The sequence below is a fragment of the Echinicola sediminis genome, from assembly GCF_054777495.1.
In genome coordinates, this window is record NZ_BAAHAP010000032.1 from 45,103 (window position 1) to 62,650 (window position 17,548).

9 protein-coding genes are annotated in these 17,548 nt (G+C 44.4%); 2 read left to right on the forward strand and 7 right to left on the reverse strand.

Going from position 1 to position 17,548, the window contains the following annotated elements; all coding sequences use genetic code 11:
* Window positions 1–57: 57 nt before the first annotated feature.
* Window positions 58–663: an RNA polymerase sigma factor gene (locus ACYVAA_RS10435; RefSeq protein WP_460541290.1), complete on the reverse strand. Its 606-nt coding sequence runs from the start codon at window positions 661–663 to the stop codon at window positions 58–60.
* 316 nt (window positions 664–979) lie between these two features.
* On the opposite strand from ACYVAA_RS10435, the gene ACYVAA_RS10440 reads away from it, so the two are divergent.
* Window positions 980–2,584 (forward strand): discoidin domain-containing protein, encoded by a 1,605-nt coding sequence (locus ACYVAA_RS10440; RefSeq protein ID WP_460541292.1) that lies wholly within the window; start codon window positions 980–982, stop codon window positions 2,582–2,584.
* A gap of 273 nt (window positions 2,585–2,857) precedes the next feature.
* Window positions 2,858–5,803, forward strand: coding sequence for a S9 family peptidase (locus ACYVAA_RS10445; RefSeq protein WP_460541294.1), 2,946 nt, complete (start codon window positions 2,858–2,860; stop codon window positions 5,801–5,803).
* A 108-nt stretch (window positions 5,804–5,911) separates the two neighbouring features.
* On the opposite strand, the gene ACYVAA_RS10450 is transcribed toward ACYVAA_RS10445, so the two are convergent.
* The 6 genes from ACYVAA_RS10450 to ACYVAA_RS10475 form a co-directional block, all read right to left on the reverse strand.
* Entirely contained in the window at window positions 5,912–7,552 is a 1,641-nt protein-coding gene (locus ACYVAA_RS10450) for a right-handed parallel beta-helix repeat-containing protein (RefSeq protein WP_460541296.1), read from the reverse strand.
* A 36-nt stretch (window positions 7,553–7,588) separates the two neighbouring features.
* Window positions 7,589–9,094, reverse strand: coding sequence for a sulfatase family protein (locus ACYVAA_RS10455; protein ID WP_460541298.1), 1,506 nt, complete (start codon window positions 9,092–9,094; stop codon window positions 7,589–7,591).
* A gap of 207 nt (window positions 9,095–9,301) precedes the next feature.
* Window positions 9,302–10,843, reverse strand: a complete 1,542-nt coding sequence (locus ACYVAA_RS10460; RefSeq protein WP_460541300.1) for a sulfatase family protein — start codon at window positions 10,841–10,843, stop codon at window positions 9,302–9,304.
* Between the two features lie 120 nt (window positions 10,844–10,963).
* A complete protein-coding gene (locus ACYVAA_RS10465; protein ID WP_460541302.1) occupies window positions 10,964–12,718 on the reverse strand; it encodes a RagB/SusD family nutrient uptake outer membrane protein in 1,755 nt (584 codons plus the stop codon).
* Window positions 12,719–12,732: 14 nt separating this feature from the next.
* Window positions 12,733–16,143 carry a TonB-dependent receptor gene (locus ACYVAA_RS10470; protein WP_460541304.1) on the reverse strand — a complete coding sequence of 1,137 codons (3,411 nt, stop codon included), beginning with the start codon at window positions 16,141–16,143 and terminating at the stop codon, window positions 12,733–12,735.
* 97 nt (window positions 16,144–16,240) lie between these two features.
* The gene (locus ACYVAA_RS10475) at window positions 16,241–17,245 is read right to left on the reverse strand and encodes a FecR family protein (protein ID WP_460541306.1); all 1,005 of its coding nucleotides are present in this window, start codon (window positions 17,243–17,245) and stop codon (window positions 16,241–16,243) included.
* Between the last annotated feature and the right edge of the window lie 303 nt (window positions 17,246–17,548).

Here is a 17,548-nt window from a genome sequence, read left to right on the forward strand (position 1 = left end):
ACACAGCCAGCCACACGCTATAGAAGGGTGATTTTGATGTGATCACCAAAAAATAATTCAAAAAAACCTGGAAAAGGGAGTCAAACAACAAAGCACAAACGCCAGTTTTCTTATATCGAGACTACTTTTCAATGTCCGAATCCCCTTAAAAATCAGATTATAAATGGAAGGCACCTGTACCCCCATCAATTCTGAAATTTCCCCATAATCCAGCTCTTCAATTACCCGAAGATAAATGGCTTCTTTCTGCCGTAAAGGCAACTTTTCCAAAGCCTCGGTAATTTTCAGACTTGATTCTGCTATGATCCTGTTCCTCTGTAGCAGTTCCTCAAAAGATTCCTCCCACAAAAACTTCGCATGATACTCTTCTAGCGAATCCCTCTTATACCGGGCATTTACCTTTTTGATAATCTCTCTTCTGAAGGTGGAGAAAAGATAAAATTTGATGGACTTTTGGATATTGACCCCGTCTTTCACACTCCATATGTGTACGAAAACATCATGAATAACATCTTGAATTAAATCCTCATCCTGAGTAAACTTGAAACCGTACTTAAACAAATCATTGGAATAGGTATCATAAATATGAGCAAAGCCCTTTCTGCCATCTTTTACTATCTCCTTCCATAGTTCAGCATCTCCCTTGCAATAATCCTTTTCCATACCCTTTTGCTAAAAACCTTATATCATATTTATACTCGCTTTTATAAATATAGACCTTTTGGCCTAAAACAAAAACACCAAGTTTTATTTTTTCATAAAAGAAAGTTCCAGCCAACCTGGTAAGAAAAAGACAGTAAAACTCACTTACTTAAAAAAACACCGCCTCATTTCAGCAAGAACCAAAGAATTTGGAAAGTCCAGAAAATAAACTTATAAATAATGAAAGATTATTTTATAATATCCCATTAGAAATATATTCATTTTATTATTTTCTTAGTTAATATTACTCCTGACTAACCTTAAAAACAAAATTATTATGTTCAAGAAAAAGATGCATTTTTCTAGGGTGGCCGGGCTATGCCTTTCAGCCATTACCCTACTGAATTCATGCGATGAGGCAGATCTAGCCGGATCAGAGAGCCTTGATGTTTATCAAAAGAAGCTCTCCCTTCCCCATCAAAAAAAACTCAATGTCATTTATTTCCTTCCAAATGACATGGCCCCCCATTTGGAGTATGAAAGGAGATTGTCAGGGGCATTGAAACACATGCAGGACTACTATGCCCAGCAGCTTCTTTCTCATGGCTTCGGAAACCGGACTTTCGGTTTGGCAGAACATGACAGTATTCCAGGGTACGTAGATGTAAAGGTCATTCACGCCAAAGAGGACCACACTTACTACCCCTATTCGGGAGGCGGAAACAAAGCCGTGAAGGAAATCAAAGCTTATTTTGAAGAACATCCAGAAGAAAAAACCAGTGAGCATTTTCTGGTCTTTATCCCCAAACATGAAGACGGCACAGGGGTGCCCTTCTATGGTCTGGGCAAATTTGCCTTTACCAGAGACTATCCTGGAGGCTACGATATGGACAAATGGGTAGACGATGTTGGTTTCCCTACGGTGGATGATAAATGGATAGGCGGCACCATCCATGAGCTGGGACATGGCCTCAACCTGCCCCATAACCGTCAGAAAGTTTCGGACAACTTCACCGCCATGATGGGCAATGGCAACAGCTCCTATTGGAAAAGCCCGGACGATATAAAGTTCACCAAAGCTTCGGCCTTAATCCTTAGGTATAACGAGCTTTTTACCAATAACGCACCGTTTGAATTTTATCAGGAAGCACCTGTACTTGAAATCAAGCATCAGCGGATCTACGCGGACACCGACTACCTTTACGTGCAGACCAAATTCACCAGCTCCGTTCCGGTAAAAGGAGCAATCGTTTACAATGATCCGAAAACCAATCCGAATGACGCGGATTATAATGCAATTTCCTGGGCTTCCAGAGACATCATGCAGACCGGAACAGCAGACAGTGTCTCCTTCAAAATGGCCCTCAGCGATATTGATGAGCACTTCAAGGAACATCCCTTCTCTTTACGGATGACATTTGTACATGAAAATGGCCGAACCATCAAAACCTCTTATCCCTATAATTTTGTGAACGGCAAACCGGATATTGATTTGAATGAAATCACTTATGATGACTTGGACAAATCAAATTGGTCTGTGATAGACTTTTCATCTCAAGAAGATGACTTTGAAGATTCAGGTTGGGCGCACGATTTGATTGACAATGACATCTCGACCGTTTGGCATTCTGGCTGGTACGGAAGCCAACCTACTCCTCCTCACCACATCACTGTTGATATGAACACTGCCTTGAAGATTAAGGGAGTTTCTATTATTCAAAATCAAAAAGCCACTAATGCTATGCTAAAGAATTTCACAGTATTTGTCTCTGAAGACAACAGTTCATGGACGAATGCTGGAGACTATTTGGCTACCACCAGCAAGGGAAGGCAACAATTCGTATTCCCTGCACCTATAAACGCACGCTTTATAAAATTAGTAGCTCATGATTCCTATGGCAGCCCGGTGGGAGTCAGGATTGCTGAATTAGCGGCATTCTAACTACGCTTTAACTTCTTTTTACAATTAACACAGTCCAAGGAAATTTTGGACTGTGTCCTTTTTTTAGCCTCTACAGGCAATGGTCTGTTCCCTTGACTTCCCACCACTGGCCTCTCGCCTATTTTCAGCGCAATGAACCGCTCCTATAAATTATCAATTGACTTCATGGCCAAATCTTTAATTTTACGATCTCCTGATTGCTGCAAACGCCCAAATGTCCCAGTTTAGCTGGTCTTGATTATAAAAGAATATAAACCGCAAAAATTCGAATTAATGAACAAACGTATTTCCTTGATTTTTCTGTGCTTATTAATGGGTATCCACTCCTTTGCACAGCAAGAAAAAGAAACTGAAACACCACCAAACAGCCCAAAACCCCTTTCTTGGGAAGAAATACCGGATTGGGAAGCCTTGGCGGCTGGCAGCGGCCAATTATCCCCCGATGGCAAATGGTTTGTCTACCTGACAAAAAAAGTGGAAGGGAATGCCAAACTGGTCTTAAAATCCATTGACACCGATGCAAAAGAAAAGACCTATCCTGTAGGGGAAACCAGCAACCCTAGACTGGCCTTTTCTAAAGACAGCCGGTGGCTGGCCTTTATGGAATACCCCAATGCCAAGGATAAAAAGGACAAATCAAAAGCTAAAAATCTGTCCAATAAGCTCATCCTTATTGACCTAAAGGAGGACAAAAAAGAGGTTTTCGACAAGATACAAAGCTTTAGTTTTAATAATGAAGCCAGTACACACCTAGCCCTTAACCTTAAAAAAGAAGGTGGAAGCGGCAAAGGGTCAGATTTGCTGATTTATCATCTGGAAACAGGAACCAAGCAAAATATTGGAAATGTACTTGAATTTTCCTTTAACAAACCCGGTGAATATTTGGCCTATACGGTAGATGCAGCCAATAAATCAGGAAATGGCATTTATCTATGGGATGTTTCCAATAACCGTACGCAAGTTCTTGACAGTGATGAGGCCAGCTATAAGTCCCTTGACTGGACCGAGGAGGGCAATGCTTTTACGGCATTAAAAATGGTTGCAGATAAAAAGTACAAACAAGACCTTGGAACTGTCCTGGGCATTAAAAACCCCAAGTCACCGGAAATAATTGTATTTGACCTCCAAAAGGACAGCACAAGCTTCCCCACCCAATATACCATTAGCCCAAATCAAAAACCCAGTTGGTCTGAAGATCTCAAACTGCTCTTTTATGGTATCCATGAGCTAGAACTGGCCAAAAAACCCGAAGAGAAGGCAAAAGTGAACAAGGATTCCCTAAAGGCGCTCGAGTCGGAGAAAATTGCATCCTTGAGGGCAGACACCACCATAAAATCCATGGCAGACCTAAAAAAAGCACTTTCCCAAATGGAAAAGGCAACCAGTACTCCCAAAAAACAACCTAATAATGCCAGCAAGCCGAATATGACCATTTGGCACTGGAAGGATGAGCAGCTACAGTCCCGTCAGGAAAAACTGGAAAATAGTGAAAAGCGAAAAAGCCTGATGGCTGCCTACCACACTGAAAACAAAAAACACATCCCCCTTCAGGACAGTACACTTTCCGACCTCAAAATTTTACCCAAACAGCATTATGCTTTGGCGTCTGACCCAAAGCCCTATGAGCTTCAGAGCAACCTGACAGGAAAAAACTATAGGGATTTCTATATCATTGACGTAAGGACTGGAGCAAAGAAACTCTGGAAGAAAAAGTTTCACCTTCCTTCTGGGGCAAGCATACCCAAGCCTTCACCCGACGGTACCAAAGTCCTGTTTGCCACAGATGGGGACTTCTATATTTTTGACCTGGATACTAACAAAGAAATCAACCTTACGGCTACTATAGAAGCCTCCTTTGTCAACCATGACGATGACCACAACCTCTCCCTACCTATGAATTATCCTATAGGCTGGGACAGGGAAAGCGAGTACGTATTGCTAAAAACCGATTTTGATATCTGGCAGATCCCGGTGGATAAAAAGAAAAAAGCTGTGAATTTAACCTTGAATGGGGAAGTTACACAAATAAGGTATCAGGGCAGGTACGAAATCTATCCGGATGAAAAAGGAATAGATCTAAGCAAAAAGCAGTACTTCAGGGCTTATGGGGAATGGACCAAAAAAAGCGGTATTGTCAGCTTAAAGGGAAGCAAATCCGGGCTTCAGCCGGGACCAGAAGTATTGATATGGGAAGATGCCATGGTGGGCCAGTTCAGTAAGGCCCAAAATGCAGAGAAATTTGTTTACTCCCGAGAGTCCTTCAACACCCCCCCGGCGTACTATGCCTGGGATGCCAGCTTGGAAAAGCCTGAAAAATTAACCAAGGAACCGAACAAAATGGGGGAATATTCCTGGTCTTCAGGAGTGCGTTTAGTCGATTACGCTTCGGACAAGGGCGACAAATTACAAGGTGCTTTATTACTTCCGGCCAATTATGTAGAAGGCAAGCAATACCCAACCATTGTGTATTACTATGAAAAACTCTCGGCCAACCTTCACAATTGGATCCCCCCAAATTTTAGCGGCACAGGCTGGAACCCCAATGTATACACCAGCAATGGATATGCGGTATTTATGCCGGACATCACCTATACCTTGGATGATCCAGGTATGTCCGCAGTTTGGTGTGTACTCCCTGCGGTAAAAGCCGCCATTGAAACCGGGATCATCGACCCTTCCAATATCGGCATTCACGGACATTCCTGGGGAGGTTATCAAACCGCTTTTCTCATTACCCAAACGGATATGTTCAAAGCGGCTGCCGCTGGAGCGGCCCTGACCAATATGATTTCCATGTATGACCTCATTTATTGGAATTCCGGAAATGGCAATATGGCCATCTTTGAGTCCTCCCAAGGCAGATTTACGGGAGGGCCATGGGAAAACTGGGAATCCTATGAACGGAACAGTCCAATTTACCATGTTAAAAACGTGCATACCCCCTTGCTGATGTTACACAATGACAAGGATGGAGCGGTAGACTTCACCCAGGGCTTGGAATATTATAATGCACTGAGAAGGCTGCAAAAGCCTGTAGTAATGGTGCAGTACAAAGGTGAAAACCATGGACTGTCCAAACTGGAAAACAAAAAAGATTACAGTGTCCGCATGATGGAGTTCTTTGACCATCACCTGAAAGGAAAAGCCGCTCCGGCATGGCTTGAATCCGGAGTAAAAGCCATCGATTTGGACGAACATCTGGAAGAAAGGGCTTTTTAAGCCCTTTCTTCCAATTACCTAAAAGAGGCTACCTCATAATAAGTAAACAGGTCATCAGGAGCAAAGCTTGGTGATCTTGATAAAGCATAATGATGAGGCAGCCTCTTTTTATTCAGGTTTAATGGCCCCGATAAAATTGGCACCATTTATTTCCTGTCCCAGAAAATCAGTAGGCATTTGCAGCCCCCTGAGCAAACCAAAAGCATCACCTTTTATCCTTTTCACTTCTACCCCTTGCTTTACCAATTCAACGTTGTGGGGGATATAGTCGGACGGTTTTTCTCCTCCTGCACTCGCGAATTGGGGATTTCCGTAAATAGGAGATTGGTCATAGATCATCGCTTCTTTTGGCCAATTGCTCTTGTCGTAGAAGAGATTGTTTTCAAAAACCACGTTTTCCAAGCTCACATTCCCCTTTCCGTCATCAGGATTGTACTGGTCTCCCAACACGTACTTACTTCCGCCTTCCACACAAAAAATATTATTGGCGATCAAAATCCCACTGGAATTATTCTCAATGGCAATTTTAGCGGTATGGTCTTTACTGACGTAAATGGTATTATTATAGAAATAGGAATTAATCGGGCCCTTTCTGGCTTTTTTACCCTGATAGCCGCTTAACCAAAAAACTTTCCCTTCCTGAAAAGCTCCCCCTACCCCTTTTTCCCTATGTCCATCGTTTACACTGATATTGAACCGGTAGGAGCAGTTGAAGTTATTTCCCAAAATCTCACAAAAACCTCCGGCATTAAAAGCACTGAAGTTGTATTGCATGACCACATTGTCACAATTAAAGTCAATATGTGCTCCTGCCGAGTCCGCAGGTCCGTTGGCATGCATAAACTGATTGTGCTCTATCATTACATGGGATGATCCCCAAGTCCAGAGCCCACTTCCCCGGCCCCACTTTCTACTGTCATCTGGACTCCCGGAATAGTGCACCTTATTGTTGGTCACATGGACAAAGCGAACCCCTGACATTTGAATGCCGGGTCCACCAGGCCGCAGCACCTCATTGTTGCTGATGGTGACTTGCTGTATATTATGATTTTTGCCGGTCAGCTTGATTCCCGTATGGGCTACATTTTCAACCTTACAATTACTGATCTTTACCTCTTGAATCATACGCTCAGGATTGCTGTTGATCACCCTGATACCCCAACCGTAACGCTGTGTTCCATTTGCCGTTTTGACTTCATTTTCTCCCCGGTTTTTCCCCGGATTCTCAAAAAATACATCGTGGATATAAACATCATCGATTGCTATTCCCTCCACCTTTTCCGACTCTTGGTTGGTCACCAAAATCCCACACCTCATTTTTGCTTGTTGCTCCATCCCCTCCAAAAAACCATCTGCTTTGATCTCCAATCCGACGATACTTATCCAAGAACAATCCCTCAATACTATCCCTGCATCCTGGCTATTCGCATCAATCACTGCCTTGGAATCCCCCTTTCCATCCCATGAAAAAGACTGAAAAACAATGGGAGCATTTTTTGCTCCCATTATACCTTTTAAATTGATCGTTCCTTCAAATACTTCTCCAGAAGCCAGCAAAATCCTATCACCAGCTTTTAGTTTCAACTGCCTGATCTTATCAAGACTTTGAAAAGCTTCCGATGGACTCCCTCCGGAATTTGTATCCCTTCCCTTGGTGGGGTGTACATAGTAATCCTTGGCATGGCCATTAACACCCATGACCAAAAAAAACATACACAAAACATTAAGGATTAACAGCTTGCTTCTCATCTTAACAATTTTAGGATTATTTCTTTTCAACACACTTTATTGCATCCACCAAAGTTGTTTCCATACTTTTTCGCCATCATTGGCCTGGGACACACCGGGGGTACTTCTTCCTTCTTTAATGTATTTGGTCAGTAGGGCCTGAAGCTCCTCTACCTTTTCTGGATAATCGGCTTGTAAGTTCTTCTGTTCGCTTGGGTCTTCGCTGAGTTTGAAGAGTTGGACAGGAGGCAAACTGTCTCCCATGGCTTCCACTTCCTTGGGAGTGGGGTAGCTCCATCCTCCCGAGCCTGCCGTCATGGCCAGCTTCCATTCCCCTTTCCGAATGGCAAAACTGCCGTTTACAGAATGGTGAACGATAGCCTCTCTAAAGTCACCTTCCACTTTTTCTCCACTTAGCAAAGGGAGAAAGCTGTAGCTGTCTTCCCCTTCATTGTCTTTCAACTGATAGCCTACGAGATCTGCACAGGTAGCCATCAGGTCGGTAGTACAGATGGTCTGCTCGTTGACACTTCCTGCTGTCACTACCTTGGGCCACTTGACGATAAATGGCACCCGGTGCCCTCCTTCATAGATATCCGCCTTATGCCCTCTATACACTCCGTTTGGATAGTGTCCCTGGGCGATCAGTTCCCCGATCTGGGAAGCCGGAGAAGCCCCATTGTCCGTGGTAAATACGATCATGGTATTCTCCTCTATCCCGGCTTCTTTTACCGCCGCCAACAACTGCCCCATATAATCATCCACCATCATCACAAAATCCCCATAAGGATTCAGACCGCTCTTTCCCTGCCACTCTTCAGTGGGCAAAATAGGCGTATGTGGTGATGGTAAAGGAAGATAAAGGAAAAATGGCTCGCCGGTAGTAGCCCGCTCTTTTACGTAGCTAATCCCTCTTCTAAAGAAATTCGGCGTCACATCCCAATGATCAAAATCAGGTGAGGTCATTCCCTTTCTCCACCAGCCATACTTGTCCTTGCTTTGGGTAGAATCCGTAGGCACAGCAGTTACCTTTCCGTTTTCAACATAGACATAAGGAGGGATATCCAAGGAAGCTACATGCCCATAGGCATAATCAAAGCCATTGTCATTTGGGTTATAAGTGACCGGTTGGGTAAAATCAATATTTCCTGCTGCATCTTTTCCCCAATTCCAGCCCAAGTGCCACTTCCCTATAAATGCCGTATGGTAACCGTGCTGGCTCAACACGGATGCCACGGTGGCCCTGGTGGAATCGATCAGGGCTTCGGAATCTCCCCAAAGCACCCCATCCTTCAGTCGGGATCGCCAGTTGTACCTACCGGTCAAGATCCCGTATCTGGTAGGTGTACATACGGAAGAAGAAGTATGGGCGTCCGTAAAACGCATCCCTGCCGCCGCCATCTGATCCAAATGAGGCGTCGCTATTTTACTCTCGGGATTATTGGCCCCTACATCTCCAAACCCCATATCATCTGCCAAGACATAAATGATATTTGGAGGAGTGGTTGTAGCTTTTTCTTCTTTGGGCTGACAGGCAAAAAAGCTAAGAATTACTGTGAGCATGCACAGTCTTTGATAAATAGGTATCATCGTTATTTTCATTTAAAACATTCGGGCAATTAACTTAATTTCTCCAAGAAACCCTTACACCAAACTGACGCAATCCCGTATTATTTTTGCGCTTTGGCCGTTCGACTTACTAATTAAAACAGACCCGACAGGTTTTGAAAACCTGTCAGGTCTGTAGAAGATCTTACCTGTTCTGAAAAACTATTTACCGACTATTTTTTCAAGCTCCGTCTTCATTTCTTCCACTACCTGTGGAAATTGAACGGAGGCATCATTGGCTTCTGTTGGGTCAGCCTTGACATCAAACAGCTGATCCTCTTTGGAAAAACCGGTTTTGATTTTTGGTCCCCAAGGCACCATTTCAGGCCCATTATTGGCTGGGATATATTTATATCCATCCTGCCTGACATAAGCCAAGTTACCAAACAGGGCCTCCTGCACCAAACCGTATCTTCCCTCTTGGTCCTTTCCTATCAATGCTTTCCATTGGTTTTCCGTATCGATGGCCTGTTGTTCATTGTACGCTACTTCCAATTGGGCCGCAAAGGACCCCAACAAATCCACCTGACTGAAAAGCGCAGGTGAAATAGCTCCTTTTTTGATTGCCGCAGGCCATTTCACAATGAAAGGCACCCTGGTACCTGCCTCCAAGGCACTGTATTTTCCTCCGCTAAGCTTTCCCCATGGTTGATGATCACCCAACTTTTCCCGTGCATCGTCCTCGTATCCATCATCCAGCACGGGACCATTATCACTGGAAAATATGACCATGGTATTTTCTTCCAGCCCCTTTTCCTTCAACAGCTTCATCAGCTCTCCTACAGTCCAGTCCAATTGGGCTATTACGTCTCCCCTAGGACCAAAACCGGTGCTTCCCTGAAAACGCTCGTGGGCAATTCTCGGCACATGGATATCATGGGTGGAGAAATACATAAAAAACGGCTTTTCTGATGTAGCTGAAATAAAATCGGCGGCCTTGTCCACAAAGGTCTGGGCAAAATCCTCATCCCTCCAAAGGGCAGACTCGCCACCTGCCATATAACCGATCCGGCTGACGCCATTGACAATCGTATGGTTGTGTCCGTGGGACCACATCATCTTCAGTTTTTCGGGATGCTCTTTTCCCGTGGGCCTGTCCCCTACTTTTTTTCTATAGCTGACCTCGATCGGATCATTGGGATCCAAATTGACCACGTGATGATCCTCCACAAAGACCGTAGGGACACGGTCTCCTGTTGCCGGAATGATGAAGGAATAATCAAAACCGATTTCCAGTGGCCCCGGCTTAAGTGTTCCATTCCAATCAGGCCCTTCATCTCCTCCCAAGCCCAAGTGCCACTTTCCGATCACCGCGGTACGATAGCCTCCCCGCTGCATCACTGCAGGCAAGGTCTCTACCCCTGGACGGATCAGCGCAGAAGCATCCCCAGGAGCTACCCCTCTGCCTTTAGCCCTCCATGCATATTCACCGGTCAAGAGGGAATACCTCGATGGCGTGCAAGTAGCCGCCGTAGCATAGGCATTGGTAAACAGCATGCCCTGCTCCGCCAACTTATCAATATTGGGCGTAGGGATATTCCCCCCATAGGTGGCGATATCCCCATACCCCACATCATCCGTGTAAATCAACAGGACATTGGGTTTGTCCTGCTTTGCCTTACTTCTATTGCTCTCTGTGGACTTCTTGGCGCAAGAAACCATAAAAAAAAGCAAGCAAAAACCAATCAAATAACTTCTACTCATATTTCAATTCATTATGATAATTTTTCGTGAAGATACAATCAAAGATCAAAGATTGCTGTACCATCCATAAAAAGGCCGGTCAAATGAACCGGCCTTTTTGTTTAATTCAATAAGGGGCAATTAATACCCTGGGTTTTCGACCAAATTCGGGTTCTCAGCCAATTTGCCCCTACCCAAAGCAAAGTAATAGTGCCTCTCTTGGAACACCCTTGCTTGAGCTTCCGCATTGGTCAAAGTAATATAGTATTCCTCTGTGTCGTAGTCATACTTATAATCAAAGCCTTGTAGCCTTCGCCCATCCAAGTAGTCATCCGCAATTCTCCATCTTCTCAAATCCCAATAACGGTGCTCCTCCAAAGCAAACTCCACCGCTCTTTCCTGGCGGATAGCATCTTCACTTAGCGTAACCAATAGTGGCATTCCAGCCCTTTCACGAATTTTATTGATGGCCAAAAGTCCATCAACCGGCTCATTTAAGTAAAAACTCGCCTCAGCCAGGTTCAAATACATTTCTGCCAACCTCAGGTAATGGAAATCTGTACTGGATTGCCCTCCGGCTACCTCCACAAATGACTCGTCCACGCGTTTTTTAATATAAACACCCGTTCGGATACGGTTTCTTCTTTCTGCCGCCGCAGGCCATTCTCCAATATTCCCACTGGTAAGGTACTGCCGCTCCCCGTCAATGGTAGCAAAAGTTCCGGTATGAAAATAGGCCAGCTTTCCCTGCCATTCCGTTTCCGGGATAAAGAAGGATGCCTGGAACCGCGGATCTCTGTTTCCAAAAAAGTCATCAATATCCCAAGAATTGTCCGCCGTATACAAGCTTCTGTCAATTGCTCCTGACCTGCCATCTACGAAATCAAACATCTCCACCAGATCTACAAATACATTAAAGTTGGAATTCCAGGAAGAATTGAAACCTGCTGGAGTACAAAGGTTATCCCAACTATGCCCCCGGTTCAGCGCAAAATCCCATCTTTCAGAGAATATAGGCTCTGGATTGTTGTTTTCATCGATAAACAACTGATGGAAGTTTTGGGCCGGGTCATCCGGGAATTTATTGTACAGTGCAAACTGCCCTGAATTGATCACTGCTTCTGCTTCCGATTTGGCTATGGTATAGTATTGTTGCTGCTCTCCGCTTGGGATTCCCAGCAAACCATCTAACTGAACGGTCCCAAACCGCGCAATACTGGCCGCATACAAGGCCACTCTACTTCTTAGGGCCGTTGCTGCCCATTTGGTTGGCCTACCATTATCTGCTGCCTCGTAGCTTTCAGGCAACACCTGCGAAGCCCCCTGAAGCTCTGCCAAAACAAAGTCGTAAATTTCCTTTTCTGAATTTCTAGCCACCCAAAGGTCTTCAAGAGGAGCGTTCACATCCTGTACATCCACCACCAACGGAACTCCCCCGAACCGCTTGGCCATCTTAAAATACATCACCGCTCTTAAAAAACGGATTTCTGCTATTCGTTGGTCTTTGTATTCCTGATCGAAATCAGACACCGTAATATCCTCGATCATTTGATTGGCAATACGGATTTCATCGTAAGGCCAGTAATTCAATGCCCCGGCCCCCGTTTCATCATAAACTTTAATCGCGGCTGAATAAGGGGTCTGCCAAGCTCCAAAAGGACGGCTTTCTGCTCCCATCCCTGCCATCAGCCCCATATTGAAATCTGCCTGGCCTCCAGTTTGCTGAAATGGTGTTCTGGCATAGAGGTCCAGTAATAAGGCATCCACCAAAGCCGGATCTCTGTATACGGCGTTTTGAGAAATAATATCTTTCGGTTCTTTTTCCAGGGCATCCACACAGCCCTGAAGCGAGCCCACGGTCAATGCACCTAAAAGTACTTTATATATTGTTTTCATGATCTTTCTAATTTTTAAAGGCTAAATCTCAATCCCAAGGTGTAGTTTCTGTGAAGTGGATAATTACCTCTTCCCGAAGGTGTCTCCGGATCCAGGGCATTTTTGTAAATCCCCAGTTTAGAGAAAGTCACCAAGTTGGTACCGGACAAATAGAACTGTACGTTGCTCAAACCTATTTTACTTGTCCATTCCTGCTTAAGGTTATAGGCCAAGTTGATGTTTTTCAGTCTGAGGTAAGTACCGTCCAGCAGCCAAAAATCTGAAGTCAGCTTATTATTGGCCGTACCGTCAATGGTAGCTGCGGGCAACTTGGCCTCTGGATTGATATTGATAGAAGGATCATTTGGATCAGGAGTCCATCGGTATTTGGCCTGGTATTCCAAAGGAATGGATCCATTGGCAAACATGTACCGGGCAGAACTGGAAACCATAAGGTCAAACTTTGAAGCACCTTGAAACAACACATCCAAGACAAAGCCTTTATAGCTCGTATTCAAGTTAAGCCCATAAGTCATGTCCGGAAAACTCCCCCTTCCGATCACGTCCCTGTCCAGTGAATTGATCACGCCGTCTTCGTTGATATCCTTGTACTTGATATCCCCGGGAATCAGGGTGGTGTTTCCATTCTGATCCTGATCGATAGGATGGTTTTCAATCTCCTCCTGGCTCATAAACATCCCTTCGGATACATAACCGAACCTTCTATTGGTATATTGGCCCGAAAGCTGATTTAGGCGAATATCATCCGGATCGGTGTATTCAGGTTCCTCATAATGAACCCACTCAGAACGGGAATACGTAATATTAGGGCTGATAGTGAATTTTACCGGTCCTACATAACCACGGTACCTCACCATGGCCTCTACCCCTTTTATCCGCTGACTGTTAAGATTTTCCTGCGGAAGCACGGCCCCAACAGTAGAAGGAAGCGCATTTGTTCTTCTGGCCAAAATCCCCTCTCTTGTACGGTCAAAATAATCTGCCTCAATGGTCAATTTTCCCTGAAAAGCGGTAAAATCCAAGCCAACATTATAGATGGTCATGTTTTCCCAGGTCACGCCCAAGTTGGGAAGGCCCGTGGAGCGCAAGGCCCGCTCTAAAACATCCCCGATCAAATAACCTCTTCCTCCAATAATATCATATCCGGTGATGTAGGGATAGCCACTGATATTGCGATCATTGCCCAGCTGGGAGTAAGAAGCCCTGATTTTCAAATCCTCCAACCAGCTGTTTGTACCATCCATAAAGGACTCATCCGATATTCTCCAACCAGCCGATACACTTGGGAAAAATCCCCATCGGGTATCAGGGGCAAATTGCGCATTGGCATCATATCTGAACGTGGCCTCGAATAAATACTTATCCAAATACGAATAATTCGCCCTACCAACATAACTGAGACGTCCACCCTCGCTGGCTCCACCACTGGCTCCTATATTTTGGTCCCCTCCTGTACTTAACTGGGGAACCTCTGCAGAAATCAAATCCCTCCTACTTGCTGAGAAGCTATTGGACTGGGTTTCGATAGATTCGGTCAATAACAGGCCTTTTACAGCATGATCGCCGAATTTCCTGTCATAATTAATGGAAGCCATAGGGTACAGCTGTAGGTACCTGTTATTACTTTCGGATAATCTGATATCAGAACCTGACCTGGATTTGAAAACGTATTCCTCAGTAGCATAATCGTACTCATACAGGTCATAAGGAGTGCTCAGGTTTTTGGTGTACTGGGTTCGGTTCATCACATTCATCTGACCGCGAACTGCCAAGCCCTCAACACCGGGGATTTTATATTCCCCTTTCAATATTCCGGTAAAGTACTGCTGGTTATAGTCATAGTTACCGGAAATATCACGGTAAGTTCTTGCTATGGGATTTCTTTCATTGAACCCGGTATAGGGCACTCTGGTCGGATCAGGCAATTCGGTTGGGTACCTGGGCTGGGCCACCTGAAGGTCGTTCCAGATAATACCTAAATCATTCAGAGGCCGCGATGTGTTTTCAGTCCGATAAGATATATCAAGGCCAAAATTCAGGTTTTTGTTGATCTCTACGTCTACATTAGAACGCACATTGATCCGGTTATAATCAAAATCCCTGGACCTGAATACACTTTCCTGATCCGTGAAACCCAAAGAGGTATAATAACGGACATTGTCTTTCTTTTGAGAAACGCTCAAATTATGCTGTTGCATAGGAGCAAAATTATCGATCAAGGCATCCACCCAGCGGTGATCTTGATACCCCGGTTCCGTTCCTTCTTGGAATTTGGCCACCTCTTCTTCAGAATAAGTAGGGTTCATCCCAAGGTTCAACTCTGCTTCCCGCATCAAAGAAGCCCATTCCCCAGCGCCTACATGCTGACGAAATGCCGTTGCTTCCTGAAGGGTATAATTGCCATGATAATTGATCCTTGCTTTTTCTGATGCTCCTCTTTTGGTGGTCACCAAAATCACCCCGTTTCCTGCTCTGGCCCCATAAACTGCCGCTGCAGCATCTTTTAGTACAGATATACTTTCTATGTCATTAGGATCTATCCCTGCAAGGCCCATCTGTATCCCATCTACCAAAACCAACGGAGATCCATAGCCTCGGATATTCAATGTCGCTCCATCAGAACCGGGAAGGGAAGAAGTTTGCTTGGCGATCAATCCGGGAACCCTACCGGTCAATAACTGGGAAGTATTTGCCGCAGGAACCTGAACCAAATCTTCCGATTTCAATGAGGCTACCGCTCCTGTCAGGCTGGCTTTCTTTTGCTGTCCATAGCCTACCACCACTACTTCATCAAGTGCTTTGGTATCCTCTTCCAGAAGCACATTAATTTCGGTCCTCGAACCAACGACCACTTCGGTAGTGGCATACCCGATAGAACTGAAGACCAGAATAGAAGTTTCTGAAGGCACTTCAATGGAATACTTTCCATCCAAATCAGTAATCGTTCCGGTGGTGCTTCCTTTTAACCTTACCGTAACCCCGGGAATCCCCGCAGGCTCGTTGGCTGAGGTGACCTGCCCACCAATGGTTGCCCGGATGTTTTCCAGCGCGATGGCGATATCCCGATGCCTGCCCACATAAACACTGTTGTTTACCTGTTTAAATTTTAATCCAGTGACCTTGGCCACCTCCGTCAGCACATGCTCCACGGACAGGCTTTTTCCGGCCAATTTTACTTTGGGCTTATTTTCTATTATATCGTCCGGATACACGAAGACGTAATCCGTCTTACTTTCCATTTCTTCAAAAAGTGCTTTGACCGTCCATGATCGGCTGGCCATTTTCACATATGACTTATCCAAAGGTTTTATTTGGGCACTTCCTTCTTTAGCCATCAAAGTGGAGAGCATCATACATTGTATGAGAATACCATATAATAGGTTCTTAGACACCATTTTGATTAGGTCTAGTAATTTTCTTTTCATAATTTTGTTGAATGTTTTAAGGTTAGTCACTTGAAACTTTCAGGACAGTTATTCATTTGGCGATGGAAGGCTGTCCTGTCTTTTTTTGCATAGGCAATCATTGTTTTTTTATGGTCACATTATTTTCATGGATTTCATATTGAAAACCCAAAGAGAAAGTCAGTCCCTTCAGGATGTTTTCCAAACTCTCATTATCAAATACACCGGATACTTTTCTTCTCGCGTTGATGCGCCTGTCCAGCTGAATGTCCATTCCATACCAAGTTTCCAAATCCTCCACCACCTCTTTGAGGGTTTTGCTTTTAAACCTTATCCTCCCCTCCTTCCATTCGGTCACTTTGATTGGATCAAATGCCATGACAGCGATATCCCCATCTTCTGAGGGGGCAACAGCCGCCATCTGTCCTGGACTAAGGACCACAGGCTGTACAGCCTTATCCTTTAAATGCTCCACTTTTACTTTTCCTTCTGTAAGGGAAATTTCGACCTTTTCATGTCTTGATGAAGCATTAAAAGCGGTACCCAAAGCTGTTGTGGCTATTTCACCGGTGGTCACCTTAAAGGGCCTTTCTTTGTCCGGGGTGATTTCAAAAAAAGCTTCGCCATCTAAGGCCACCCTTCTTTCAGTACGGCCAAAATCCGAACGGTAGCTGATGCTGGAATTGGCGTTGAGTATGACAAAAGTCTGGTCCGGCAACCTCAGTTTTAGCTTCTCGCCTCTCTTGGCCTCCTTCGTATAAGTTATAGGAGCCTCGATCTTTTCCTCTACAACATCCCTTTTGCCCATACGATAGCCTACAATGGCCAAAAGCCCCAAAAGCGACAGGGAAGCTGCTACTTTTACAAACCTGCCCCATATAGGTTGAATCCTGGTTTGTTTGTTTTGACCCGCTGGAGATTTCTCTATCTTCTTATGGATGCCTTCCAAGATCCGCTCGACTCCTTCTTCTCCCTCTGCAGAGGAAGTCTTTTCCCAGGAAACCTTCATTAACTCCTCCAGCTCAGCCTTTGATTGGGGTTCCTCCAGCCAATTGGCCACTTCTTGCCTCTCTTTAATTGAAGATTGATTGTTTAAAAATCTTATGAGCCTTTCTTTATCCACAATACTTTTGTTGGTCTATACAGGTAATACACACCAAAGCTCCTGACTACTTAAGAATATTTAAAAAAAAATTAACACACCGATAATCCAAAACATCAATTTCAGAACAAAACAATTGTTTCGAAAAAACAAAAAGAACATAAGCAAAACATTGTATCAATAAATATTAAAAAAACAATATTAAAAACGGCAAAAAAATCTTTAACCCTAAACTTAAAAATCAACCAAATACATACCTCCAACATAACCTGCTCTTTCTAGAGATTGACTGAAACCAACTGATAGGATTTCCAAATTCACAAG